Source organism: Herbaspirillum sp. UBA812, assembly GCF_002296545.1.
Lineage (GTDB): Bacteria > Pseudomonadota > Gammaproteobacteria > Burkholderiales > Burkholderiaceae_D > Herbaspirillum > Herbaspirillum huttiense.
In genome coordinates this window covers 1-19299 of record NZ_DBIC01000112.1, presented here as the reverse complement: position 1 = coordinate 19299, position 19299 = coordinate 1, and the positions used below count along the sequence as shown (strand labels likewise).

Below are 19299 nucleotides of genomic sequence, written 5' to 3'. Positions count from 1 at the left end.
CTTTTTCAGCAGCGCATTCATCAGGGTCGACTTGCCGACGTTGGGGATGCCCATGATCATCATGCGCAGCGGCTTCAAGGCAGTGCCGCGATGCGGTGCCACCTGGATGGCCAGCTTGGGCACGCGCGCCACATCGGACGGCTTCTTGCAGGACAGGGCCACGGCGGTGACGCCCTTCTGGCTGTTGTAGTAGTCGATCCAGGCTTGGGTGGCCACCGGATCGGCCATGTCGGTCTTGTTCAGGATCTTCAGGCAAGGACGCTGGCGGGCATTGCGCAGCTGCTCGATCATGGGATTGCAGCTGGCCTGCGGCAGGCGGGCATCGACCACTTCGATGACCATATCGACTTTTTCCATGCTCTCCGCGGCCTTGCGGCGGGCGGAGTTCATGTGACCGGGGAACCATTGGATGGACATGCGGAGCTTCTTTCTGATGCGTATTTCGTTGAAGGCGCTATTTTACGGCCCTGCCCCGCCAATCCCTAACAAATCCCCAAGAAAACGGCCTGCCGCGCACAAGTCGGGGCAGGCCGTTGGACGGGGAACAACACCCGCGCTCACGCGCGGCGCGTCACCCATTGCTCCTTGACAACACCCACGAAGCGCCACACCAGCCACAGGGCGACGCCATAAGCCAGCGCCATCACGCCGAACGCCAGCGGATTGCGCACGCTCCAGCCCGCCACGCTGTGCAGGATCGCGCCCATCAGGGCCACGCCGACCAGGGCACCGATCTGGCGATTGGCATTGAGCGCGGCCGCCGCACTGTTGGCGTGGGCCTTGCCGGCCACCTGCATGACCACCGTGGTCATGGAAGGAATGGCGGTACTGATGCCCAGGTTGGCCGCCGCGCACACCAGGGCCAGCAGCCAGTACGGCGTCTCGGGACGGAAACTCATGGCCACCGCGGTAAAGACGGTCCCCACCGACAGGCCCAGCAGCAGCGGCACGCGCGGCCCCCAGTGCGCGGCCATGCGGCCCGACATCAGGTTGCCGAAGAAGACCACGGCCATCATCGGTACCAGTTGCAGCCCGGTCTGCAGGGCATCCGCGCCGCGTCCCTGCTGCAGGAACAGCGCCAGGTAGAACAGGTTGCCATAGACACCGAAGTTGATGAGGAAGCCAATGCCATTGGCCGCCGCAAACTGCGGCGTGGCAAACAGCGCCTTGGGCAGCAGCGGCGCAATGCCGCGCAGTTCATGGCGCACCAGCGCCACGGCGGCCAGCACCGCCACTGCCAGCGCCGCCAGGATGCGCGGAGAAGCCCAGCCATACACCGGCCCCTGGATCAGCACGAAGGAAATCCCGGCCAGCATCACCACCCCGGCCAGGTGGCTGAACAGATGCAGCGCACGGGCGTGTCCGGCAACCTGGGGAATGAGCTTGCGCGCCATCAGCAAACCCAACAGGCCCACCGGGACGTTGATGAGGAACACGCTGCGCCAGCCCAGCCAGTGGATCAGCACCCCGCCCAGCAGCGGTCCGGCAGCAGCGGCCAGGCCGACGGTGGCCGACCAGACGCCCAGCATGCGGGCACGCACGCGGTCATCCTCATACACGTGCGTGAGCAGGCTCAGCGAACTGGGCATGAAGAAGGCCGCGCCCAAACCCTGCAGCAGGCGTGCCGCGATCAGGAAGGGCCCATTGGGTGCAGCCCCGCACAGCAGCGAGGCCACTACGAACAGGAACAGCCCGGTCAGATAAAGGCGCCGCGCACCGAAGCGGTCGGCGAGCGCGCCGCCTACCAGCAGCATGGCGGCGAAGGTCAGCGTATAGCCGTCGACGATCCACACCAGCATCGACAAGGGTGCATCCAGGTTGGTGGAAATATTGGACAGCCCGACGTTGACCACCGTCACATCCAGCATGGCCATGACGAAACCGATGGCCAGGGCCACCAGCGGCAGCATGCCGGCATGCGGGGCGGCATCGGCCAGGGGAGGGGTCAGCACCGAGGCTGGCGCACGAGGGCATTGTGTGGAAGACATGGCAACAGGACTTTCTGCACGCAGGGTGCGAGGGAGAACCGCAATCCCGCGACCGGAGAAGACCGGGGCGGGTTGAATGGGGCAGATTCTAGGCTTGGGCAGTGATGCAATAAAGAGGTATAAAATCAGCGCGCTGATGCAAATTTGCATCACGAGCTCTCTGACTCCTTTCTTGCAGCAAAGGCACATCATGGATTGGGACAACGCCCGCATCTTCCTGGCCATCTATCGCGTGGGCACCTTGCGCGGGGCCGCCGAACATCTGGAGATCGACCAGGCCACCGCAGGCCGCCGCCTGGCCGCACTGGAAAGCTCGCTGGGTGCGCGCCTGTTCCTGCGCACGCCCAGCGGCTATGTGCCCACCCCGGCGGGCGAGATGGCGGCTGCTGCAGCTACGCAGATGGAGCAAGGCGCGGAACAGCTGCAACGCCAGATGCAGGGCATGGATGAACGCCTGTGCGGCGTGGTACGGCTGGCGGCCACCGACATCACGGCACGCCATTTTCTGTTACCGGCCTTGCACCGGCTGCGCCAGGAACATCCGAAAATCCGCGTGGTGCTCTCGACCTCCACCCAGATCACCAACCTGACCAAGCGCGAGGCCGACATCGCCGTGCGCACCGTGCGCCCGGATGCGCCGGACCTGATCGCGCGCCATCTGAAGCGGCTGCATAAGGGCATGTATGCCTCAAAAGCCTATGTGAAAAAGCGCGGCCTGCCCGATCCCGGCACCGGCCTGAAGGGACATGACGTGGTGATCTATCCGCGCAGCGTCTCGCCCAGCAAGTCCGAGCAGATCTGCGGCGAATCCATCGCCCACGCCAACGTGGCCATGGAAGTGAGTACCGGGCTGGTCATGTACGACAGCCTGCAGGCGGGTTTCGGCATCGGCGAACTGCCCACGCATGTGGGCGACAAGGCCAGCGGCCTGGTGCGCATCTGGCCCCAGCGGGCCGTGCCTTACGACATGTGGCTGGTACTGCACAGCGACCTGAATCGCACGGCCCGAGTGCGGGCGGTGGCCGATGCGATCATTGCGGCCTATGAAGCCTATGAGACCCATGAGGCCCATGAGGCCCATGAGGCAAATGCGCCTGCCGAGGTTTGAGGAAGCATGCGGCGAGCGGCGGCCAGACTGCGCCCTGTGCCCTGTGCATAAAAACAAGGCGCGATAAAAACCTTAGTTTTTATCGCGCCATTTCTTAAAAACGCCTGTGGAAAATCTAACTTTCATTCCAGGTCGGCCAGCACCTTCAAGTGAGCCACCACACTGCGCCCCAGCGCAGAGAGGTTGTAGCCACCCTCCAGGCAACTGACGATGCGGCCCTTGGCGTACTGGTCGGCGATCTTCATGATCTGCCGCGTCATCCAGGCGTAATCGGCTTCCACCAGGCCCATCTGGCCCATGTCATCCTCGCGGTGGGCATCGAAACCGGCCGAGATGAAGATCATCTGCGGCTGGTGCGCATGCAGCGCCGGCAGCCATTTCTCGGTCACCAGCTGGCGCACCGCACTGCCATCGGAATAGGCCGGCACCGGCACGTTGACGATGTGCGATTCAGTCGGCCCGTCGCCCGAGAAGGGATAGAAGGGATGCTGGAAAAAACTCACCATCAGCACCCGCGGATCATGGGCAAAGATGTCTTCGGTGCCATTGCCGTGATGCACGTCGAAATCGATCACCGCCACGCGTTCCAGCCCGTGCACATCGATGGCATGGCGCGCCGCCACCGCCACGTTGTTGAACAGGCAGAAGCCCATGGCCTGGCCGGGTGTGGCGTGATGGCCCGGCGGACGCACCGCGCAGAAGGCATTGTCCAGTTCGCCGGCCAGCACCGCATCGGTCGCGGCCACCGCCGCGCCGGCCGCGCGCAGGGCGGCTTTCCAGCTGTGCTTGTTGAGCAGGGTGTCGCCATCGACGGAGTGATACGACTGCCCCGACAGGCTCAGGGCATGGCTGTGCTCGCGCACGTAATCGACGGCGGCGGCAGTATGCACGCGCTCCAGTTCGGCCGGATCGGCCAGCGGGGCTTCGCGGCGGTCGAGGAACTGATCGATGCGGCTCAGGATCAGCTGGTCTTCGATCGCCTCGAGACGAGCGGGCGTCTCAGGGTGCCAGTCACCCATTTCATGGCGCTGGCAATCGGCGTGCGTATAGATGGCGGTAGTCATTCTTGCTCTTGTTGCAATCTCGTTGCGATCTTGTTGCGATGATATTGCCACCCGGCAAACACCAGGCTGGCCGGGTTGTCTCCTCGGACTAGTGTACATTGGCTGTCGCCTATCGTGGTCAAAGCCGCGTCGGCATCATGCACCAGCGCAGGGCGCGGCGGCCGATGCGGTATACTTGCCCGCTTGTCTGGCCTCCCCTGCTGCTCATCCTGCTCATGCCCATCTCCCTGCCTCGCCTGACCGCCCTCGCCTCCACCCTGCTGATCTCCACACTGTGTGCCTTGCCGATGACCGTGCAGGCGCAGGACGGCAAGCCTGTGGAAAAGAAAACCCCGAAAAAGGCGGTGGACAACAAAGACAAGAAGGCAGCAGAGAAGAAAGCCAAGCCGCAGGCCAAGAAGAAAGTGGCCGCTGACGACCAGGGCGAGTTCGTCAATTTCAACGAGTGGAAGGACGTCGCCCGCTTCATGGATGAGATGGCCGAACGCAACCAGTTCCAGCGCAGCGATCTCAACGCCCTCTTCGCCCGGACCCGCTACGTGGACAGCGCCATCCAGCTCATCAAGCCGGCGCCCAGCACCAAGCCCAAGAACTGGGCGGCCTACCGCGCGCGCTTCGTGGAACCGGTGCGCATCAATGCGGGGGTCGATTTCTGGAACACTTATGGCGTCGCGCTGGCCCGCGCCGAGGCGCAATACGGCGTGCCCATGGAAATCATCGTCGGCATCATCGGCGTGGAAACCGTCTACGGCCGCAACACCGGCAACTTCCGCGTAATGGATGTACTGACCACGCTGGCCTTCGACTACCCCAACACCCCCAACCGTGACGCGCGCATGGCCTTCTTCCGGGGCGAACTGGAAAACACCCTGCTGCTGGCGCGCGAGGCCGGCATCGATCCGATGTCCTTGCGTGGCTCCTATGCCGGAGCCATCGGCTGGCCGCAGTTCATGCCGGGCAGCATCCGCGAATACGCGGTGGACTTCGATGGCGATGGCAAGATCGACCTGCGCAATTCACCGGTGGACGCCATCGGCAGCGTGGCCCACTACCTGGCCGTGCACGGCTGGCAGCGCGGCGAACCGGTGGCCTTCCCGGTCACGGTCTCGAATGACAACCGCCAGTGGGAAGCCATGCTCAACCAGGGCCTGGAAGCCAAGTACACCGTCGAGGAACTGCAAGCGGCCGGCATCTCCACGTCCTCCCTGCCGGCCGGCTTGCGCTATGGCCTGGTCGACCTGCAGAACGGCACCGGCCCGACCGAGTACTGGGTGGCCACCAACAACTTCTACGCCATCACGCAGTACAATCGCAGCTACTTCTATGCGATGTCGGTGGCCGATCTTGGCCGTGCGGTCGCGGCGGCACGCAACCGCTGACCGTCCGTCTCGCCCACCCGGATTCACCCTTGATGGCACTGTTGATGAGGGAGCGCGCACTGCGTGCTCCTGCTCCTTTCTTTCCACGATAGAACCACGATGAAACGCATTGCACCCCTGGCCTCCACGCTCATGCTGACGCTGGCCGGCACCTCGCTCGGCCTGCCGGCCATCGCCCGTGCGGCTGACGCCGCCGACGACAAGGGCGAGTCCCTGCCCACGGTCAACGTCACCGCCAGCGGTACCGGCCGCGACGCCGGCCGCGTGCGCTCGGCGGGCGTGGCCGGTTTCGACGATGCGCCACTGATCGATACGCCGGCCTCGGTGGCGGTGGTCACTGCCGCGCAGATGCAGGACCAGCAATCGCGCCTGCTCTCGGATGTGGTCAAGAATGATGCCTCCATCAACGAGAACTATGCACCGGTCGGTTACTACGAGAACTTCAGCATCCGCGGCATCACGCTGGACCCGGCCAGCGCCTATCGCATCGATGGCCTCACCGTGGCCGGCGAGCAGACCATCGCGCTGGAAAACAAGGAGCGCGTCGAATTCCTCAAGGGGGTGGCCGGCCTGCAGGCCGGTGTGAGCAGCGCGGGCGGCATCGTCAACTACGTGACCAAGCGTCCGGCCGATGTGCGTTCGATCACGCTGGGGACCGACTCCTATGGATCGCGCTACCTGGCCACCGACCTGGGCACGCTCTTCGGTGAACAGAAACAGTTCGGCCTGCGCATCAATGCCGCGCATGAAGACATCCACTCCTACGTCAACAATGGCGATGGCTGGCGTGACTTCGCTTCGGTCTCGGCGACTTGGGCGCTGTCGTCGAAGACGCTGGTGCAGTTCGATGCCGAATACCAGCAGAAGGCCCAGCACTCGGTGGCCGGTTACCAGCTGCTGGGCGGCACCACGCTGCCCTCGGGCGTCTCGCCCAGGACCATGCTGACGCCGCAATCGTGGGCGCAGCCGGTGCGTGACAGCTCGCTGAACTATCGCCTGCGGGTGGATACCGATTTCAATGCCAACTGGCATGGTTACGTGCAGGCGGGCCGCAGCCGGGCGGTCATCGATGACTACCTGGCCTTCCCTTATGGCAGCGGTGGCGGGGCGTCTTCGACCTTTGCGGCCAATGGCGACTTCGATGTGTATGACTATCGCGTGCCCAATGACGAACGCCGCAATGATGAAGCGCAAGCCGTCATGATCGGCAAGTTCGCGACCGGCTGGCTCAAGCATGAGCTGACCATGGGCGTGGCCATGTCGCGCCGGGTGGTGGATAAATCGGATGGCATCAGCGTGCTGGTCGGCAGTGGCAACATTTACAACGGAACGCCTGCACTGGCACCGGCCACCGATGTCCCCGGCGCGGCGTATCGCAATCTGGACAGCCGCCAGAAAGCCCTGTTCTTCAGCGACCGCCTGCAATTCTCCGAGCGCTGGCAAGCCATTGCCGGTGGCCGACAGGTGTGGCTCAACGAGCAGGCCTTCGCTTCGGACGGCAGCGTCACCCGTGCGACTTCGCGCAACCTGTTCCTGCCGCAACTGGCGCTGATCTTCAAGCCGATGCAAAACGTCTCGCTCTACGGCAGCTATGCAGAGACGCTGACGCTGGGCACGTCTGCGCCCTTCTGGGTCAGCAACTTCCCGACCACGCTGCCGCCCTCCGTGGCACGTCAACTGGAAGCCGGCGTGAAATATGACGTCTCGCCGGACCTGGCGCTGACCGCTGCGGTATTCCGCATTCGCAAGGCCTACGAGTATCAGCAGCCGGACAACAGCAGCAGTGGCTTCACCTATGTCCAGCAAGGCCAGCAAACCAACACCGGCCTCGAACTCGGTGCCAGCGGCAAGCTCACCCCGCGCCTGGCCGTCAGCGCCAGCGTGACGGCCACCCGCGCGCGCGCCAGCGATACCGGCACCGCCGCCTACGATGGCCAGCAAGTGGTCAACGTGCCGCGCCTGCGCAGCAGCGTCCATGCCGACTATGCCCTGCCGGGCGTGGAAGGCGTGAACCTGATGGGCAGCTGGCTCTACAGCGCCAGCAAGGCCGCTACCCGCGACGGCAGCGTGAGCCTGCCGGCGGTGCATGTGTTCAATGCGGGCCTGCGCTACAAGCTGCGCATCAGCGGCCACACTGCCACCCTGCGCGCCAACCTCGACAACGTCTTCGACAAGCGTTACTGGAAAGATGCCGGCCAGTACCTGGGCGATGGCTATGTGCACCTCGGCGCGCCGCGTACCGCGCGGCTGTCGCTGCAATATGATTTCTGATCTGCCGCCCTGCTGAGTCACCATGGACGCCGCTTCCCATCATCTCACCCGCGTCATCAGCCACGGCATGGGCGTGGAGCCGGTCAGCTCCGACTGGCCCGCGCTGACCTCGGCCGAGGTGGCGCGCGTGCTGCGCCACTATCCCGACGTGGGCCAGCCGCTGCGACTGGAGTGGCACAGCCCGCGCCCGTTCTCGGCGGCCTGCGTGATGCAGACCAAGAGCGGCCCCATCATCGTCAAGCGCCATCATGCGCGCGTGCGCGATGTGGCGGCGCTCGCCGAGGAACATCGCTTCGTCGCCCACCTGCAGGGGCGCGGGCTGCCGGTCAGCAGCGCACTGGCCACCCGTGAGGGCGCGACGGCACTGGCCGATGAGTACTGGACCTATGAAGTCTTCCCGCTGGCGCCGGGGGTGGATCTGTATCGGGAAGCGATGTCGTGGACGCCCTTCACCAGTTGCACCCATGCCCGCTCAGCGGGACAGATGCTGGCCCGCCTGCACCTGGCCTCGGCAGGTTACGATGCGCCGGCACGCCCGGCGCGCCCGCTGGTGTCGAGCTTCACCATCTTCTCGCAGGAAGATCCGGTCCGTCCGCTGCAGCATTACATCGAGCAGCGCCCGGCCATTGCCGACTATCTGGAAAACCGTCCCTGGCGCGGCGAAGTGGCGCAGCACCTGCTGCCCTGGCATGCCGCGCTCAAACCCTATCTGGATGAATTTGTCCCGCTGTGGACGCACAATGACTGGCACGCCTCCAACCTGCTGTGGAGCGATGCCACGCCTGAAGCGCAGGTGCAGACCGTGCTCGATTTCGGTTTGTGTGACCGCACCTGCGCCCTGCACGACCTGGCCACGGCGATCGAGCGCAACATCGTTGAGTGGCTGGCCATTCCGCAACGTGCCGTGCAGTTGGTCCACCTCGACCTGCTGGATGCGATGCTCGATGGCTATGCCGCTACGCTGCCTCTGACGGCACGCCAGATGCGTGCCTTGGGTGCATTGCTGCCGCTGGTGCATGCCGAGTTCGCACTGGCCGAGCTGGATTATTTCCACGGCGTCACGCAGTCGCCGCAGAATGCCTCGCTGGCTTATGACACCTACTTCCTCGGCCATGCCGACTGGTTCCACTCCGAAGAAGGGCAGCGGCTGCTCGGGCATCTGGAACGACGCGCGCAGGCACTGGAAAAAAACTAAGTTTTTGCTTGCTGCAGATTAAAAAAACGCGTCCGGAAAACTAAGTTTTCGGACGCGTTTTTTGTCTGCCGAGACTGCTGTGCTACTTGCTGACCCGTTGCATCAGGCAAGGTATCAGGCAAAGTCCTTCACCGTTTCCGGCTCGATCAACACCATGTTCTCATTGGCACCGAGCCAGATCTGTCCATCCTGGATCGTGCATTGCAGCTGCATGGTGCGCTGGGCCAGCGCCGCCAGGGCCTGGCTGGCTTCGGCGGGAATATTGATGACCTTGAGGTTCTTGGCGCGGTCGACGCGGCTGCCGGTCTGGCCCCACCAGATGTGCGAGGTGCTGCTGTAGCTGTAGACCAGCACCTTGTCAGCACGGCCACAGGCCTTGAGGATGGCGCGGTCATCCGGCTGGCCGACTTCCACCCACACTTCGATGGCACCGGTCAGGTCCTTCTGCCACAGGTCCGGCTCGTCGGTATCGGACAAGCCCTTGCCGAAGGCCAGCGCCTCGCTGGCATTGAGGGCGAAGGCCAGCACGCGGATCATCATGCGCTCGTCGGTCTCGGAGGGATGGCGGGCGATGGTCAGTGCGTGCTGCTGGTAATAGTGCCGATCCATATCGGAAATCTGCAGGTCGGCCTTGAAGATGGTGGATTTGAGCGCCATGGGAATCTGTTCGTGCAAGGGAAAGGCGGCCCGGCGTGGCGGGCTGCCGTCAAAGGTTGGCAAGCATAGCCGATCTGGCGCGGCTGTGGGCGTTTGTGATGGGACAGATCAAGCCGGTGGCTTCTCACCGTGGCTGCCCCCGCCATGGCCGTGCGACAATGCCTGTATGAGCACTTCTTCACCTTCCCTTGCCCCTTCCCCGACAACTCCGAGCGACGACGCTGTCGTGGCGCTGACACGCGCCTGGCTGGAGCAGGCCGTGATCGGCCTGAATCTCTGTCCATTTGCCAAGTCCGTGCATGTGAAGAATCAGGTCAGATACCACGTCAGCCGGCAGCAGGATTGGAATGATCTTTCTGTCGAGCTGGAACAAGAACTGAGCTTTCTGGCAAAAGCCGACCCGGAGCAGGTCGATACCACCCTCTTCATCCTGCCGCTCGCATTAGCCGATTTTCACGAGTACAACGATTTCCTGGACTGGGCCGATCGCCTGCTGGAAAGAATGGAGCTGGACGGGGAATTGCAGATCGCCAGCTTCCATCCGGATTACCAGTTTGCCGACGCGGGACCGGACGATATCGAGAACTACAGCAATCGCTCGCCTTTTCCCATCCTCCATCTGTTGCGAGAAAGCAGCATCGACCGGGCGGTGGCAGCCTACCCCGACGCGGCCGCCATCTTTGAGAAAAACATGGCTACCTTGCGCAATCTGGGGCTAAGTGGCTGGAATATGCTTCCATTTGTCGTATCAAAAGAACAACAATAGCAACTGCGCAAAAAATCCTGTTAATATCTGTTACAAATTCGAAAATGAGTTTCTGCAACTATTGTGGAATAGAATTTTCTGACTGCATGAAAAATGTGCAATTATTTCTATATAGACATAGAATTATTGTTGTGCTGCTGCTTCAGGCGCACTAGGTCAGAGAACAGAGAACTTGAACCGTGTTGTTTTGAAGCCGTTCTTTGATAGGGCTTTCGATATCTTGCAGAAAGAGGCAACGCCTTCTCGGATAACGTCAGTCGCGTTTTGCAGTTTTACAAACAATTAATGCATAGGCGCAATGCCTTCCACAAACATCTGCATAATGGAACGTCCCGATCATGAATACCCACGATACTGCTGAATCCAACTCGATCACCGATCACGTCAACTACGATCCCAACCATCTGCTCGATGCGCTGATCGAAAAGCTGCATCTGAAGAATGATGCCGCCCTGTCGCGCGCGCTGGAAGTGGCACCGCCGGTGATCAGCAAGATCCGTCACCGTCGCCTGCCGGTGGGCGCATCGCTGCTGATCCGCATGCACGAGGTGAGCGAACTGTCGATCCGCGAACTGCGCGAACTGATGGGCGACCGCCGCGAAAAATTCCGCATCAGCGACAAGCAGTTCAAGCCGAAGCCAGGCGCAGCGCCCGGCGCACCGGCACCGACTGGCGGCACCCCGGAGTAATCGGCTTCTGTCCGGCAGCATTGCCCTCGCGGTGCTGTTGCTGAGGCAGAGCTTGAGGAAAACTTAGTTTCCGCACGGAAAAAACTAAGTTTTCCTTGCGCCGGACCATATAAAAAAACGGAGCCATCGGCTCCGTTTTTCATTGCATCCTGCTGTGTGCATCGTGCGCGTCCGCTGCTGCGGACCAAGCACTGCCTTCACCGTCTCAAGCCGGGAACACCCCAGTGGACAGATAACGATCCCCACGATCGCACACGATGAAGACGATGGTCGCATTCTCCAGCTGATGCGACAGGCGCACCGCAACTTCACAGGCCCCTGCTGCGGAGATGCCGCAGAACAGGCCTTCCGTCACGGCCAGCTTGCGCGCCATGTTTTCGGCATCGGCCTGGCTGACGGATTCCACCTGGTCCACGCGGGAGCGGTCAAAGATCTTGGGCAGGTAGGCTTCCGGCCACTTGCGGATGCCGGGAATGGACGAGCCCTCTTCCGGCTGCGCGCCCACGATCTGCACCTGGGCATTCTGTTCCTTGAGGTACTGCGACACGCCCATGATGGTGCCGGTGGTGCCCATGGCGCTGACGAAGTGGGTGATGCTGCCCTTGGTGTCGCGCCAGATTTCCGGTCCGGTGGTCTCATAGTGCGCCAGCGGATTGTCGGCATTGGCGAACTGGTCGAGGATCAGGCCTTCGCCGTTCTTCTGCATCTGTTCGGCCAGGTCGCGGGCGTATTCCATGCCGCCGCTCTTGGGGGTCAGCACGATCTTCGCGCCATAGGCGGCCATGCTCTGGCGACGTTCTTCGGAAAGATTTTCCGGCATCAGCAACACCATCTTGTAGCCGCGCATGGCCGCCACCATCGCCAGGGCGATGCCGGTATTGCCGCTGGTGGCTTCGATGAGGGTATCGCCGGGCTTGATCTGGCCGCGCGCTTCGGCGCGGGTGATCATCGAGTAGGCAGCACGGTCCTTGACCGAACCGGCGGGATTGTTGCCTTCGAGCTTGCCGAGGATGAGGTTGTTGCGGCGCTTGGCTTCTTCGCCGCCGATGCGCGGCAGCTGGATCAGCGGGGTATTGCCGATGGTGGATTCGATGGTCGGATAAGACATCTGCTTGGCTTCCTTGCGCAGCCGTGCGCGGGCACGGGGCGATCTTTGGTCGAAAGGGGCATTCTAATATGACTCCACCGCATGTGCCGGCGGCGTGACCTAACAAGATGCTTATAAGGATATAGCCAAATCATTTAAAGGAATGTTGCCCTGCCTGCCCATCGACGATGCCCTACACTGTAGTGAACGGTAGTGAACACGTCCCCATCACAACTCCAACAGGGCGTACTCATCGGCAAGCGGCTGCGCAACCATGGAGACGACATGCACACCCATGACATCACCAATCAGGTCCCCGACCTGTGCGACTACAACCTCTACCGCAGTGACCTCGCCCTGAGCGAAGCGGTGCAGCGCGAAGGCGCGCACTGGCACGACTGTACCCTGGCCAGCCAGGGCGAGCTGCTGGGCCGGGCCGAGATGCGTGAACTGGCCACGCTGGCCAACACGCAGCCGCCGGTGCTGCACACGCATGACCGCACCGGCCATCGTATCGACGTGGTGGAATTCCACCCGGCCTGGCATACGCTGCTGGAACAGCTGCGCCGCGCCGGCCTGCATGCCCTGCCGTGGATGCAGCCGGGCGATGGTGCCCACGCCGCGCGCGCCGCAGGCTACTTCCTGCATGCGCAGATCGAAGCTGGTTCGCTCTGCCCGACCACCATGACCTTCGCCGCCATCCCGGTGCTGCAGCAGGAACCGGCGCTGTTCGAACAATTGCGCAGCCGCCTCTTCTCGCGCGAGCACGACGGGCGCGACCTGCCGATCACGCAGAAGCGCTCCATCCTGATCGGCATGGGCATGACCGAGAAACAGGGTGGTTCCGACGTGCGCAGCAATGCCTCCATCGCCATGCCGGCCGATCCCCTGGAAGACGGGCGCGGCAAGGCTTACCTGCTCTCCGGTCACAAGTGGTTCTTCTCGGCACCGATGTGCGATGCGCACCTGATGCTGGCGCGCACCGAGAACGGCCTTTCCTGTTTCTTCGTGCCGCGCTGGCTGCCGGATGGCACGCGCAATCCCATCTTGATACAGCGCCTCAAGGACAAGCTCGGCAATCGCTCCAACAGCAGCAGCGAAGTGGAATTCGAGGAAGCCATGGGCATCATGGTCGGCGAGGATGGGCGCGGCATTCCGACCATCATCGAGATGGCCAACCACACGCGCCTGGATTGCATCATCGGCAGCGCCGCGCTGATGCGGCAGGCCCTGGTGCAGGCCATCCACCATGCGCGCCACCGCAGTGCCTTCGGCCGCCGGCTGGCCGAACAGCCCATCATGCGCGCCGTACTGGCCGACCTGGCGCTGGAGAGCGAGGCCGCCACCCTGCTGATGCTGCGCGTGGCCCATGCCTTCGATGCGCCCGATGATCCATTGCAACGCGCGTGGAAGCGCATCGTCACGCCCGCCGCCAAGTTCTGGATCTGCAAGCGTGCGCTGGAATTCACCGGTGAATGCATGGAAGTCTGGGGCGGCAACGGCTATGTGGAAACCGGTCCGATGGCACGGCTCTATCGCGAAGCGCCGGTCAATTCGATCTGGGAAGGCTCGGGCAATGTGATGTGCCTGGACGTCCTGCGTGCCATCAGCCGCGAGACCGAAGGCTTCGCGCAACTGCTGATGGCACTCGACGATGCGGCCAGCACCCATCCTGCGCTGGCACAGCGGGTGCGCTCACTCAAGCAGATGCTGTCGGCAACGGAGGAAGAACGGGAAGCCTGTGCCCGGCGTCTGGTGCAGCAACTGGTGCTGGCCCTGCAGGGCATGCTGATGGCGCACCATGCCCCGGGCGGATCGGCCGATGCCTTCCTGGCCAGCCGCGCCGACGGCGATGGCGGACGTGTCTACGGTACCCTCGGCGGCACCAGCCTGGCGGCGCAGCAAGCCATCCTGCAGCGCGCCTGGCCCGACGCATGAGGCGACTGTCTCAGCCCGGCAGCGAGGGCATCAACGGACTGCGCTCGGCCCACGCCACGAAGAGTTTTCCACGGCGTGCGCGCACGCGGCGCTTCTTCATGGCGGAGTAGACCAGCTCGGCCAGCGTGCGCTGTTCGGCCGGGCTCATGGTCAATGACATGCGATACATGCGCAGCAGCATCAGGGCATTGTTCATGAAGGCATTGTCGGCAGCATCGCTGCGCGCCAGCGCCGCCATCTGCGCCGCCAGCGTGAGCGTACGCGTGCCGTCGGCGGCGGCTTGCGCGGGCTGGCGCAGCCACTGCGGCTCCTGATCCTGCAAGGCGATGCGTTCGAGCACCATGCGATAGGACGCCTCCAGCTCGCCGGATTCGCCCAGGCTGTCGCCGATGGCCACCCCGGCCAGACCGGCCAGCAATTTTTCCAGCGCGCTGAAATTGCTGGCATGGCCGCTCAGTTCGCCATCGCGCCAGCCACCGCCGGCAGGGTCCAGCAACCAGGCCAGGAAACCATGATCGAGTTGCGTCTGGCTGGCCGCACGGCTGGCCAGCAGGCGGCGCGCGATCACGGCCTCTTCGCTGCTCATGCGCGCGGCATGCGACAAGACCTGCTCCACCGCCTCCATGCCAGCGTCTCCCGACTGGCCCACGGCCGCCAGGCCCGCCGCTGCGGCACGCCAGCGGCGATAGGCCGCCAGGTCGCGCGCCAGGGCATCGATGTCTTCCAGCGCCATTGCATGCAACTGCGCATAGGCGTAGGCCTCGGCCAACAGGCGGCGATCCCCATAGGCGAGGAAGTCACGTGGATTGGTTCCTGCCGCAGCACGGCGCACCGGGGACGGCTCGTCCTCGCGGCGCGTGACGCCGAAGACGCGTTGCAGCAGCACCAGATAGGCGCTGTCCTGCGCCGCATGGGCGCTGTTGCCGATCTGGACCAGATCGGCCAGGCGCGGTGCGGCGGCGATCAGTTCGGCCAGCGAGGGGCCGAGACGGGGCAGCATCAGTCCGCGAATCACGCCGCCGGCCAGCGCCAGCGGACCGAGCGGCAGCACCAGGGTTTCCAGCATGCGCGCCAGGTCGGCTTGTTGTTGCGGCGGTAAAGCATTCGGCGAGGAAGGCGACTGCAACTGGTAGAGATCGAGATACTGCTGCAGCAGTTGCGCGTAGTTGTCCGGATAAGCGGTCTGCTCCAATGCAGACAAGCTGGCATAGAACACCAGCGCCGCCGTGATGACCGGCTTCCAGTCACCGCTCTCCAGAGCACGCTGGAACACCGGTGCCCAGTACTTCTGATCCAGCGCAGTGCGCTGGTTGGCCGCTGCGTAGCGCTCGTTGGTGGTGTAGGCGCCGCTCTCGTCATAGACGATGGCCGACAGCTCGGCGCGCGACATGTAGGTAAACGGATTGTCCGCGCGTCCATACAAGGACTCGGTGGCCTGGCGTGCCTGGCGCAGCCGCTGCGGATCATTCGACGGTGGCAGCTCGGCATCGGCGGCCGCAATCGCATCGGCCCCGCGGCGCGCGGCCACCAGCCGTGCTTCGATGGCAAAGAGCGTGTCACGCGTGATCGGGCGCGCGGCATCGATGAGGGTCTTCACCACGCCTTGCATGGGACTGGCCTGGGCCGCCTCGGTCGAATCGACCGCCGCCGTGGTCACGCTATCGACCGCCGTGGCCAGGGCCGCCATCAATTTGCCCTGGGCCGACAACGACAGCGTCACGCCTTCTTCAGGCAGCGCGGTGACGGTCGCCACGGGCGCGCCCGGCGGCGCAGCGTTGGCCTCATTGCGCGGCTGCTGTTGCTGGGCCAGTTGCGTGAGCGCATCGCGCGCCGTGATGGCCAGATCGGTTTCCATTGCCATGTCCACTCTCCTGGTTCGGAGTTCTCATGACTTGATTACGGTAAAAGATCGGCAATCTTTACACTTGCAAACCGGCATCATCCAGGCGGGACGCGGCGTCTCGGGCGATTGAGACGATTGCGGCGAACGTGGTGGCTCAGGATTTCTCCGATGCGCAGGTGCATGGCGAAGCGCTACATTAGGGCGGAACAGGAGAATCCCATGAACAAGACCCATGCCGTCGTCGCGCTGCTGGCGCTGATGCTGACCTGGCAAGCAGCCCGCACCGAGCGGGCCCTGGCCGCCAATGCCGGTGCGCTTGATATCTCGGTAGTGGTGGCGGAGAAGTGCCGCGTCGATTTTTCCGAGGGCAGCGCCGATTTCTTCCAGGTCTGTTCCGTCGGCGAGGGCGCAGCCAATGAACGCGCCCAGCAGATCATGGGGGCCATCACGGCCCTCGCCCCGCAGGATGATCCCTACTTCCTGGAGCGTGACCCGCAGCGTCCCGAGCGCGCCGCAGGGGCAGACCGCGCACAGGCTTCCGCGCCTGCGCTCCGGCGTGGGCCCAAGGTAGTGGTCATCAACTACTGAGCGGGTGAGGCCAGCGTGATGCGCCGCCGGTCCTGGCGCGGCAGGTAGTGATTGGGCGAGCTGCGCAAGGCCTTGCGGAACATGTTGGAAAACGCGCTCTGGCTGCGATAGCCCAGTGCCTGCGCCACCACCCCCACGGCATCCCCGCGCGCCAGCCGCACCAGCGCTTCGCTCAGGTGCACCTGCTGCACCCAGTGGCGAAACTGCAAACCCGTTTCCTTCGGAAACAGCCGGATCACCGTGCGCACGCTGGCCCCGCCCATCCCGGCCCAGTCGGCCAGCGAAAACTGCCGCCCGGGATCGTCCAGAATGGCTTCGCAGATGGCCTGCAGGCGGCGGTCGCGCGGCCACGGGATGGCCACCGGAATGGCCGGCGCACGGGCCAGTTCCGACAGGATCAGTTCGGCCACATGGCCGGCCCGGCTGAGCGGCGCATACTCGCGCGGCTCGGCCAGCAAGGCCAGAATCAATTCGCGCAGCAGCACCGACACTTCCAGCAGCCGGCATTGCGCGCCCAGCGCCTGGCCCTGCCGCTCATCGATGTAGAGGGTGCGCATGCTCACGCGCGTGAGCATCAGGATCTCGTGCTCCACCTGCGGCGGCACCCACAAGGCCCGCTGCGGCGGTACCAGCCACACGCCTTGCGGGGTGCGCACCTGCATCACGCCATCCACCGCATAGAGCAGCTGGCCACGCCGGTGCGAGTGCGCCGTCAGCAGGTCGCGCGCCGACAGCTCGCGGGCAAAGGCCACCACGCTGCTGGGCAGGTGCTGGAAGGCATCCACTTCGGCGCTGGGGCAGACGGAAGTCAGGTGGGCACGCATGGCATTTAATCGACAACAAGTGTCATCAGCATGAATAGGTGCCAATGATACGCTTCGGGTCTTCCTCGTGCTTGCCATCCCCGACACCATGACCAGTGCCACCGACTCCAACGCCACCCTGCCTTCCGGCGCGACGGCCTCCACCGATTCTCCTGCGGCCATCGCCGCCCAGCCGCTGGTGATGAGCATCATCCTGGCCTGCGGCGGCGCGCACCTGATCAATGACATGATCCAGGCGCTGCTGCCCTCGATCTATCCCATGCTCAAGACCGGCTACGGGCTCACCTTTACCCAGGTCGGGCTGATCACGCTGACCTTCCAGGTCACCGCCTCCCTGCTGCAACCCTGGATCGGCATGTATACCGACCGCCATCCCCAGCCCTGGCTGCTGCCCACCGGTGCCGTGGCGACCCTGGTCGGCATCGTGCTGCTGGCGCTGGCGGGCAGCTTCACTGCCTTCCTGCTGGCCGCCGCCCTGATCGGCATCGGCTCCTCGACCTTCCACCCGGAAGCCTCGCGCATCGCGCGCATGGCCTCCGGAGGCCGCTTCGGCCTGGCCCAGTCGACCTTCCAGGTCGGCGGCAATGCCGGTTCGGCCTTCGGCCCGCTGCTGGCGGCGGCCATCGTGGTGCCGTATGGCCAGGGCAACGTGGCCTGGTTCGTGCTGCTGTCGGTGCTGGCCATCGTGGTGCTGTCGCGGGTGTCGGCTTGGTATCGCGGCCATCTCGCCGCCAACAAGGGCAAGGCCAGGCCGCGTGCGGCGCAGGCGCTGCCGGCGGCCACCGTGCGCCGCGCGCTGGTGGTGCTGGCGCTGCTGGTGTTTTCCAAATACTTCTACATGGCCAGCTTTACCAGCTACTTCACTTTCTACCTGATTGAACGCTTCCAGATGTCGGTGGCCTCCTCGCAGCTGTATCTGTTCCTTTTCCTGGGCGCGGTGGCGGTGGGCACCTTCGTCGGCGGCCCGATTGGCGACCGCATCGGCCGCAAGCTGGTGATCTGGATCTCGATCCTGGGTGCTGCGCCCTTCGCCCTGATGCTGCCGCACGCCAACCTGTTCTGGACGGCGGTGCTGTCGGTGGTGATCGGACTGGTCATCTCATCGGCCTTCGCCGCCATCGTGGTCTATGCGCAGGAACTGGTGCCGGGCAAGGTCGGCATGATCGCGGGCGTGTTCTTCGGCCTCATGTTCGGCTTCGGCGGGATCGGCGCGGCCCTGCTGGGCCATCTGGCCGACCTGTACGGCATCGCCTGGGTCTATGGCCTGTGCGCCTTCCTGCCGCTGGCGGGCGTGCTGACGGTGCTGCTGCCGGATGTGCGCGAGCGCTGAGAAAGAGTTGCCCTTTTACCCAAAGAAAAACCGCGCGGGCCTGTCAGGCCAGCACGGTTTTTTCATGAAGATGACTTCGGTGTCGAACCGGCCTGCAGCGTGAATCACTGCCGCGCGACATCCCGCAAGCGGAACAAGGCCACCACTTCAGCCAGGCGCGCTGCCTGCTCCTGCAGTTGCTGTGCCCCGGCGGCGGCTTCTTCCACCAGTGCCGCGTTCTGCTGCGTGGCCTGATCCATGTGGGCCACGGCGTCGTTGGTCTGCTGGATGCCCTGGCTCTGCTCGCGGCTGGCGGAGGTGATCTCGGCCACCACGTCGCTGACCTTGCGCACGCTCTCCACCACGCTGCGGATGGTGCTGCCCGCTTCGCTGACGGTCTGCTCGCCGGCGCGTACCTGCTCCACCGAATCGCCGATCAGGACCTTGATCTCCTTGGCGGCCGTGGCCGAGCGCTGGGCCAGCGAGCGCACTTCCGAGGCCACCACTGCAAAGCCGCGTCCCTGCTCGCCGGCGCGGGCCGCTTCCACCGCTGCGTTGAGGGCCAGGATATTGGTCTGGAAGGCGATGCCGTC

Annotated in this window: 17 protein-coding genes; 9 read left to right on the top strand and 8 right to left on the bottom strand. The window is 64.2% G+C overall.

What is annotated here, in order from left to right; translation table 11 throughout:
* Positions 1–417, bottom strand: a 417-nt coding sequence (locus B3873_RS07395) for a YlqF/YawG family GTPase (RefSeq protein ID WP_286864986.1), incomplete at its 3' end; no start/stop codon positions are given.
* A 140-nt stretch (positions 418–557) separates the two neighbouring features.
* Positions 558–1988, bottom strand: a complete 1431-nt coding sequence (locus B3873_RS07390; protein WP_039789983.1) for an MFS transporter — start codon at positions 1986–1988, stop codon at positions 558–560.
* Positions 1989–2178: 190 nt separating this feature from the next.
* Here B3873_RS07390 and B3873_RS07385 point away from each other — a divergent pair, with 190 nt between their 5' ends.
* Positions 2179–3096, top strand: coding sequence for a LysR family transcriptional regulator (locus B3873_RS07385; RefSeq protein WP_286864983.1), 918 nt, complete (start codon positions 2179–2181; stop codon positions 3094–3096).
* 122 nt (positions 3097–3218) lie between these two features.
* Here B3873_RS07385 and B3873_RS07380 read toward each other — a convergent pair whose 3' ends face one another.
* A complete protein-coding gene (locus B3873_RS07380) occupies positions 3219–4160 on the bottom strand; it encodes a histone deacetylase family protein (protein WP_286864981.1) in 942 nt (313 codons plus the stop codon).
* Between the two features lie 215 nt (positions 4161–4375).
* Between B3873_RS07380 and mltB the strand changes: the two genes are divergently transcribed.
* The 3 genes from mltB to B3873_RS07365 all read left to right on the top strand — a co-directional run bounded on the left by mltB (position 4376) and on the right by B3873_RS07365 (position 9005).
* Positions 4376–5539: a lytic murein transglycosylase B gene (mltB, locus tag B3873_RS07375; RefSeq protein WP_286864979.1), complete on the top strand. Its 1164-nt coding sequence runs from the start codon at positions 4376–4378 to the stop codon at positions 5537–5539.
* Between the two features lie 99 nt (positions 5540–5638).
* Positions 5639–7810 (top strand): TonB-dependent siderophore receptor, encoded by a 2172-nt coding sequence (locus tag B3873_RS07370; protein WP_286864977.1) that lies wholly within the window; start codon positions 5639–5641, stop codon positions 7808–7810.
* Between the two features lie 22 nt (positions 7811–7832).
* A complete protein-coding gene (locus B3873_RS07365; RefSeq protein WP_286864976.1) occupies positions 7833–9005 on the top strand; it encodes a phosphotransferase enzyme family protein in 1173 nt (390 codons plus the stop codon).
* A gap of 114 nt (positions 9006–9119) precedes the next feature.
* Here the strand turns inward: B3873_RS07365 and B3873_RS07360 are convergent, their stop codons facing one another.
* Positions 9120–9662: a YaeQ family protein gene (locus tag B3873_RS07360; RefSeq protein WP_034333929.1), complete on the bottom strand. Its 543-nt coding sequence runs from the start codon at positions 9660–9662 to the stop codon at positions 9120–9122.
* A gap of 166 nt (positions 9663–9828) precedes the next feature.
* Here B3873_RS07360 and B3873_RS07355 point away from each other — a divergent pair, with 166 nt between their 5' ends.
* Both B3873_RS07355 and B3873_RS07350 read left to right on the top strand, forming a co-directional pair.
* On the top strand, positions 9829–10428 hold the full coding sequence (locus B3873_RS07355; protein ID WP_051156686.1) for a DUF1415 domain-containing protein: 600 nt from the start codon (positions 9829–9831) through the stop codon (positions 10426–10428).
* 338 nt (positions 10429–10766) lie between these two features.
* On the top strand, positions 10767–11117 hold the full coding sequence (locus tag B3873_RS07350; protein ID WP_088754773.1) for a hypothetical protein: 351 nt from the start codon (positions 10767–10769) through the stop codon (positions 11115–11117).
* A gap of 205 nt (positions 11118–11322) precedes the next feature.
* Here the strand turns inward: B3873_RS07350 and cysM are convergent, their stop codons facing one another.
* The gene (cysM, locus tag B3873_RS07345; RefSeq protein WP_034338429.1) at positions 11323–12225 is read right to left on the bottom strand and encodes a cysteine synthase CysM; all 903 of its coding nucleotides are present in this window, start codon (positions 12223–12225) and stop codon (positions 11323–11325) included.
* A 264-nt stretch (positions 12226–12489) separates the two neighbouring features.
* On the opposite strand from cysM, the gene B3873_RS07340 reads away from it, so the two are divergent.
* Complete coding sequence (locus B3873_RS07340) at positions 12490–14142, top strand: isovaleryl-CoA dehydrogenase (protein ID WP_286864972.1); 1653 nt, start codon at positions 12490–12492, stop codon at positions 14140–14142.
* Positions 14143–14152: 10 nt separating this feature from the next.
* Here the strand turns inward: B3873_RS07340 and B3873_RS07335 are convergent, their stop codons facing one another.
* Positions 14153–16003, bottom strand: a complete 1851-nt coding sequence (locus B3873_RS07335; protein WP_286864970.1) for a hypothetical protein — start codon at positions 16001–16003, stop codon at positions 14153–14155.
* 201 nt (positions 16004–16204) lie between these two features.
* Between B3873_RS07335 and B3873_RS07330 the strand changes: the two genes are divergently transcribed.
* Positions 16205–16573, top strand: coding sequence for a hypothetical protein (locus tag B3873_RS07330; RefSeq protein WP_209532220.1), 369 nt, complete (start codon positions 16205–16207; stop codon positions 16571–16573).
* On the opposite strand, the gene B3873_RS07325 is transcribed toward B3873_RS07330, so the two are convergent.
* Positions 16567–17397 carry an AraC family transcriptional regulator gene (locus B3873_RS07325; RefSeq protein ID WP_209532223.1) on the bottom strand — a complete coding sequence of 277 codons (831 nt, stop codon included), beginning with the start codon at positions 17395–17397 and terminating at the stop codon, positions 16567–16569. The genes B3873_RS07330 and B3873_RS07325 overlap by 7 nt on opposite strands.
* 88 nt (positions 17398–17485) lie before the next feature.
* Between B3873_RS07325 and B3873_RS07320 the strand changes: the two genes are divergently transcribed.
* Positions 17486–18727, top strand: a complete 1242-nt coding sequence (locus B3873_RS07320; RefSeq protein ID WP_121044808.1) for an MFS transporter — start codon at positions 17486–17488, stop codon at positions 18725–18727.
* Between the two features lie 104 nt (positions 18728–18831).
* On the opposite strand, the gene B3873_RS07315 is transcribed toward B3873_RS07320, so the two are convergent.
* On the bottom strand, positions 18832–19299 hold a 468-nt coding region (locus B3873_RS07315), incomplete at its 5' end, for a methyl-accepting chemotaxis protein (RefSeq protein WP_286864968.1).